This is a genomic window from Gallintestinimicrobium propionicum, from assembly GCF_025567525.1.
GTDB lineage: Bacteria > Bacillota > Clostridia > Lachnospirales > Lachnospiraceae > Gallintestinimicrobium > Gallintestinimicrobium propionicum.
Window position 1 is genome coordinate 1 of record NZ_JAOQJY010000037.1, and the last position, 5,400, is coordinate 5,400.

Below are 5,400 nucleotides of genomic sequence, written 5' to 3' on the forward strand. Positions count from 1 at the left end.
CAATTTTCTTTGATTGGGATTTGGATGGGACAGCAGACCATGTGGGTATCGTGATCGGTACGGATGGCAGCCGTGTTTATACGGTGGAGGGAAATTCCGGCGATGCCTGCAAGATCAAAAGTTATGACCTGAATTATCAAAGTATTAAGGGCTACGGCCTGATGAACTGGTAACAGACTTTGTGGAAAGGAGTGAACGGTTATGGCAAAAAACAAAATTGAACGTATCGACCAGGAAATTGAGAAAACCCGTGAGAAGATTGCGGAATATCAGGAAAAGCTCAAGACCTTGGAAGCACAGAAAACGGAGGCAGAGAATCTGGAAATCGTTCAGATGGTTCGTGCGTTACGCATGACTCCAGCACAGCTGAACGCTATGCTTTCCGGTGGAATGAACCATGGCAGAGATACGGCACTGCCGGAATCAAATAATCAGGAGGCTACCGCTTATGAAGAATAAAAGAATTTGCAAAACACTTTCTGCCCTTTGCCTGACAATGGTTGTGGCATTTGGCTTTACGATCCCTGCTTTCGCACAGGGGTCAGAACAGGCTCCGGCGGCACCGGCAGAGGATTCTACCAATGACAGCAATGTGATTGTGGAAGAAGCAGAACCGGCACCGGCACTTACACCAGATGGCAATGCCGCTCTGGTGGATGATTTTGGTGGCAATAAGCAGCTCATTACCGTTACCACCAAGGCTGGCAACTATTTTTACATTTTGATCGACAGGGCTAATGAGGATAAAAAGACTGCTGTTCACTTTCTGAACCAGGTGGATGAAGCGGATTTGATGGCACTGATGGAAGATGAAAATGTCAAAGAGGAGCCGGCTGCTGTGTGTAGCTGTTCAACAAAATGTGAAGCAGGGGCAGTCAATACGGCCTGCCCGGTCTGCGCAACTGATAAGAGTAAATGTACGGGCAAAGCACCGGAACCTCCGGCAGAAACATCGGAGCCGGAAAAAGAGAAGCCTGCCGGATTGAACCCGGCTGCGCTGGTCCTTTTGCTGGCTCTGCTTGGTGGCGGTGGCGTATTTGCCTACTTGAAGCTCGTTAAGAACAAGCCTAAGACCAAGGGCAATGACAGTCTGGACGATTATGATTATGGCGAGGAAGATTCCGAGGAATGGGAAACCGAGGATGAGGAGTCGGACGAGCCGGACGCTGACGGGGGCAGCACAGAAGAAGATGACGAGGACAGCGTGAAATGACCCGATTCACAGACAGTCCCTATGAACGCATGATGACACGCAGGCCGGAGGGCGGGAAGGAAACTTCCCGTCCTCCTTCTTTACCTTACAACCACCCCTGTTATGGTTGCGGGAATTATGGAAGTCCCTGCGTAGGTATCTGCCATCGTGAGATGGAACGCTGGCTCAAAGAAAGGAAACGAAAAAAATGAGTGTTCTGATTATATTTATCAAGCTGATTGCTGTTTTTGACCTGCTGGTGATCGCCGTGTATTTTGGCGGCGACATTCTTTCTACCATGTTAAACAAACTTCGGAGAAAGCCAAAGCAAGATGACCCCTTTGATTTCTCCTTAGATACCATGACAGTTTCATTGTCCATAGATTCTATCCGTCAGCTTTGTTCCGACGATGCGGCAGATTTTGTGGAAGAAAAGATCCTGCCAAATGCGGAGAAAACAATGGCCGTGCTGACGGAACAAGAACAGACGGCGGCTCGTCTGCTCTTATCCGCTTTGATCGGTTTTCTTGCAGCAGAAGCTCCTATGGATGAACAGAGCTTTCCTTTGATGATGGAACTTCTGAACTGCATGGAAGGGGAAAAAGAAGATGGTTGTCAGGATGCAGTAGATAGTTTACTTGAAGATGCCGCCTGCAATACCCGCCGTCACGAAGAATATTACAGCAATTATCAACGCTACCAGCTGATGCAGGTGGATAAAACCCGTGTCATTTTGGCTTGCCGTATCATCATCAATGACCTGCTGGGGAAACTGTACCGCTATGACTACCGGTTTGGTTATAACCTGCTACTGGATGAAGAAAACAGCATAGAGAAAAAACTGCACACACCTGTGCGGGAAGAATGGGAGGCTGAAGATTATGAAATTGGTGATTGCTGAAAAACCATCGGTTGCACAAAGTCTGGCTGCGGTAATCGGTGCAACTGCTCGTAAGGACGGGTATCTGGAGGGTAACGGTTGGCGTGTCAGCTGGTGCGTGGGCCATCTGGCTGGCCTTACAGATGCAGACAGCTATGACCCCAAGTATGCCAAGTGGCGATATGATGACCTGCCTATCCTGCCGGAGCATTGGCAGATGGTAGTGGGAAAGGATAAGAAAAAGCAGTTTGATATTCTCAAAAAGCTGATGAATGCCCCGGATGTGACGGAGGTAGTAAATGCCTGTGATGCCGGACGCGAGGGCGAGCTGATCTTCCGCAGCGTCTATGAGCTGGCAGGCTGCCAAAAGCCGATGAAAAGGCTCTGGATTTCTTCGATGGAGGACTCCGCCATAAGGGAGGGCTTTGCAAACCTGCGCCCAGGTGTAGATTATGATGGACTTCGGGATGCTGCTCTCTGCCGTGCCAAGGCCGACTGGCTGGTAGGGATCAATGCCACAAGGCTTTTTTCCGTGCTGTACCACCGCACCCTCAACATCGGGCGCGTGATGTCTCCAACGCTGGCGCTGATTGTTCAGCGAGAAGCTGAGATCGACACCTTTAAGCCGGTTCCCTTTTATACCGTGGCGCTGGAGCTGCCCGGTCTTACCGTATCCGGGGAGCGCATGAGTGACCGAGCAAGCGCAGAGCAGCTGAAAAAAGCCTGTCAGGGTGCAGCTGTCACAATCAAAAAAGTGGAGTGCAAGGAAAAGTCCGAAAAGCCGCCTGCCCTCTATGACCTGACTACTCTGCAAAGAGATGCCAACCGCCTGCTTGGATTTACAGCCCAGCAGACTCTGGACTATCTGCAAAGCCTGTATGAAAAGAAGCTCTGTACCTATCCCCGTACTGACAGTCGCTATCTGACCGGTGATATGGCAGACAGCCTGCCGGTGCTGGTGAATTTGGTTGCCAATGCTATGCCGTTTCGCAAAGGGATCGCCATTACCTGTGATCCGCAGACAGTCATCAACGACAAGAAAGTAACCGACCACCACGCAGTAATCCCTACCAGAAATCTCAAGGATGCAGACCTTTCTGCCCTTCCTGCGGGAGAAAAAGCGGTGCTGGAGCTGGTGGCCCTGCGTCTGCTGTGCGCCGTAGCCCAGCCCCATATCTATTCGGAAACCGTTGTGATTGCAGCGTGTGCCGATGGGAAGTTTACCGCTAAAGGAAAAACGGTGAAGCACCCCGGATGGAAAACACTGGAGGACGCTTACCGTGCCAAAATGAAGGATGCAGAGCCGAAAAAAGAGGGCGCAGAGAAAGCCATGCCGGAGCTGACCGAAGGACAGACCCTTTCGGTTGCTGCTGCAATCGTCAAAGAAGGCAAAAGCAGTCCGCCCCAGCACTTTACGGAGGACACCCTATTGTCCGCGATGGAGACTGCCGGGAAAGAGGATATGCCAGAAGATGCCGAACGAAAGGGTTTGGGGACACCGGCCACCCGTGCCGGTATTTTGGAAAAGCTGGTATCTGCCGGTTTTCTGGAACGAAAAAAGAGCAGGAAAACGGTGCAGCTTCTCCCTTCCCACGATGCAGTTTCCCTGATCACCGTTCTGCCGGAACAGCTGCAATCGCCGCTTCTGACTGCCGAGTGGGAGTACCGCCTGGGCGAGATCGAGCGCGGGCAGCTTGCCCCAGAGGAGTTTCTGGACGGGATCAGCACCATGCTGAAAGACCTGGTGGGAACTTATCAGGTCATCAAGGGAACCGAGTACCTGTTCACTCCGCCCCGTGAGGTGGTGGGCAAATGCCCTCGCTGCGGCGGTGAAGTTGCAGAACTGCAAAAAGGCTTCTTCTGTCAGAATGATTCTTGTAAATTTGCAATCTGGAAAAACAACAAATGGTGGGCTGCCAAGAAAAAACAGCCGACCAAAGCTGTGGTGTCTGCGCTGCTGAACGATGGCTGTGTCCATGTGACGGGGCTATATTCGGAGAAAACCGGCAAGACCTACGATGCCACTGTGGTTTTGGAGGACGATGGACAGTATGCCAATTTCAAGCTGGAATTTGATCAGCGGAAAGGAGGCAGCCGATGAAGCTCTCTTTAGTGGAACGGGAAACCATTCTCCTCTATAACCAGGCAGAACCAATGGCTGAGGTCTACACCCACGATCCCCATCTGATGGAGAAGCTGGAACTGCTGGCAAAAAAGCACCCCGACCAGATCACCCGAAAGGATGCCCATAACTTTACCGTCCCCAAGCGGTGTGTATCAGTCAGGGAGCCATACAGCGCAGAACGCCGCAAAGCTGCCAGTGAGCGTGCGAAAGCTGCCGGATACCAGCCTCCAGTGAGAAAGCCCAGCAGTTAAAGGCACATGGCAGAGAATGTATTTGAAGCAGTCAAGCTGTCAGTCAGCACCAGAGAAGCGGCAGAGTTTTATGGGATAAAAGTCAGGCGAAATGGCATGGCCTGCTGTCCTTTTCACGATGATAAGAACCCCAGCATGAAGGTAGACCAGCGATTCCACTGCTTTGGCTGCGGTGAAGATGGGGATGTGATCGACTTTACCGCAAAGCTCTTTGACCTCTCCCAAAAAGAAGCGGCGGAGAAACTGGCACAGGACTTTGGCCTGATCTATGACAGTCAGGCCCCTCCCCGCAGGAGATATGTCCGGCAAAAAACCGAGGCACAGAAGTTTCGGGAGGATCGACAGCGCTGTTACCGCGTACTGTCCGATTACTACTATCTGCTGAAAAAATGGGAAGCCGACCGTTCTCCCAGGACACCGGAGGAAGAACCGCACCCCCGCTTTGTGGAAGCAATCCAGAAGAAACCCTATGTAGAGTACCTGCTGGACCTTTTTCTTTATGAAAGTGAAGAAGAACAAAAGGCATGGATTGCAGAACACACAGCAGAAATCACACACTTGGAAAGGAGATTGAAAATCATGGCTGAGAATAAACCCACCAATCGAGAACGGCTAAGGGAAATCACAGATGGCATCGAGCAGGGTATCAAAGAACTGTTTGAAAGCGAAAAGTATATGCGTTATCTGTCCGTCATGTCCCGATTTCACCGCTATTCGGTAAACAACACCATGCTCATCTATATGCAGAAGCCGGACGCCACTTTGGTAGCCGGATACAATAAGTGGAAAGACCAGTTTGAGCGTCATGTAAAAAAGGGCGAGCATGGCATTACCATCATTGCCCCGACACCGTACAAGAAGAAAATCGAGGAGCAGAAGCTGGACCCAGATACCAAGGCTCCGATTCTGGATAAAGACGGAAAGATCGTCACAGAGGAAAAAGAAATTGAGA

General features: G+C 51.0%; 7 protein-coding genes. All 7 read left to right on the plus strand.

Going from position 1 to position 5,400, the window contains the following annotated elements; all coding sequences use genetic code 11:
- Positions 1 to 201: 201 nt before the first annotated feature.
- On the plus strand, positions 202 to 459 hold the full coding sequence (locus tag OCV62_RS17565; protein WP_004798053.1) for a DUF4315 family protein: 258 nt from the start codon (positions 202 to 204) through the stop codon (positions 457 to 459).
- Positions 449 to 1,213: a DUF4366 domain-containing protein gene (locus OCV62_RS17570; RefSeq protein WP_262588278.1), complete on the plus strand. Its 765-nt coding sequence runs from the start codon at positions 449 to 451 to the stop codon at positions 1,211 to 1,213. The genes OCV62_RS17565 and OCV62_RS17570 overlap by 11 nt, the downstream gene beginning before the upstream one ends.
- Complete coding sequence (locus OCV62_RS17575) at positions 1,210 to 1,404, plus strand: hypothetical protein (RefSeq protein WP_262588280.1); 195 nt, start codon at positions 1,210 to 1,212, stop codon at positions 1,402 to 1,404. Before OCV62_RS17570 ends, OCV62_RS17575 begins: the two co-directional genes overlap by 4 nt.
- Entirely contained in the window at positions 1,401 to 2,093 is a 693-nt protein-coding gene (locus OCV62_RS17580) for a conjugal transfer protein TraG (protein ID WP_262588282.1), read from the plus strand. The genes OCV62_RS17575 and OCV62_RS17580 overlap by 4 nt, the downstream gene beginning before the upstream one ends.
- Complete coding sequence (locus tag OCV62_RS17585) at positions 2,074 to 4,173, plus strand: type IA DNA topoisomerase (protein ID WP_262588283.1); 2,100 nt, start codon at positions 2,074 to 2,076, stop codon at positions 4,171 to 4,173. The genes OCV62_RS17580 and OCV62_RS17585 overlap by 20 nt, the downstream gene beginning before the upstream one ends.
- On the plus strand, positions 4,170 to 4,448 hold the full coding sequence (locus tag OCV62_RS17590) for an immunoglobulin (protein ID WP_173720327.1): 279 nt from the start codon (positions 4,170 to 4,172) through the stop codon (positions 4,446 to 4,448). The genes OCV62_RS17585 and OCV62_RS17590 overlap by 4 nt, the downstream gene beginning before the upstream one ends.
- Positions 4,449 to 4,454: 6 nt before the next feature.
- Positions 4,455 to 5,400, plus strand: a 946-nt coding sequence (locus tag OCV62_RS17595; RefSeq protein ID WP_262588286.1) for a CHC2 zinc finger domain-containing protein, incomplete at its 3' end; no start/stop codon positions are given.

Bases quoted from the DNA above. Each gene is read 5' to 3' on its own strand.
- OCV62_RS17565 (WP_004798053.1), top strand. From the start codon at position 202: ATGGCAAAAAACAAAATTGAACGTATCGACCAGGAAATTGAGAAAACC.
- OCV62_RS17570 (WP_262588278.1), top strand. From the start codon at position 449: ATGAAGAATAAAAGAATTTGCAAAACACTTTCTGCCCTTTGCCTGACA.
- OCV62_RS17575 (WP_262588280.1), top strand. From the start codon at position 1,210: ATGACCCGATTCACAGACAGTCCCTATGAACGCATGATGACACGCAGG.
- OCV62_RS17580 (WP_262588282.1), top strand. From the start codon at position 1,401: ATGAGTGTTCTGATTATATTTATCAAGCTGATTGCTGTTTTTGACCTG.
- OCV62_RS17585 (WP_262588283.1), top strand. From the start codon at position 2,074: ATGAAATTGGTGATTGCTGAAAAACCATCGGTTGCACAAAGTCTGGCT.
- OCV62_RS17590 (WP_173720327.1), top strand. From the start codon at position 4,170: ATGAAGCTCTCTTTAGTGGAACGGGAAACCATTCTCCTCTATAACCAG.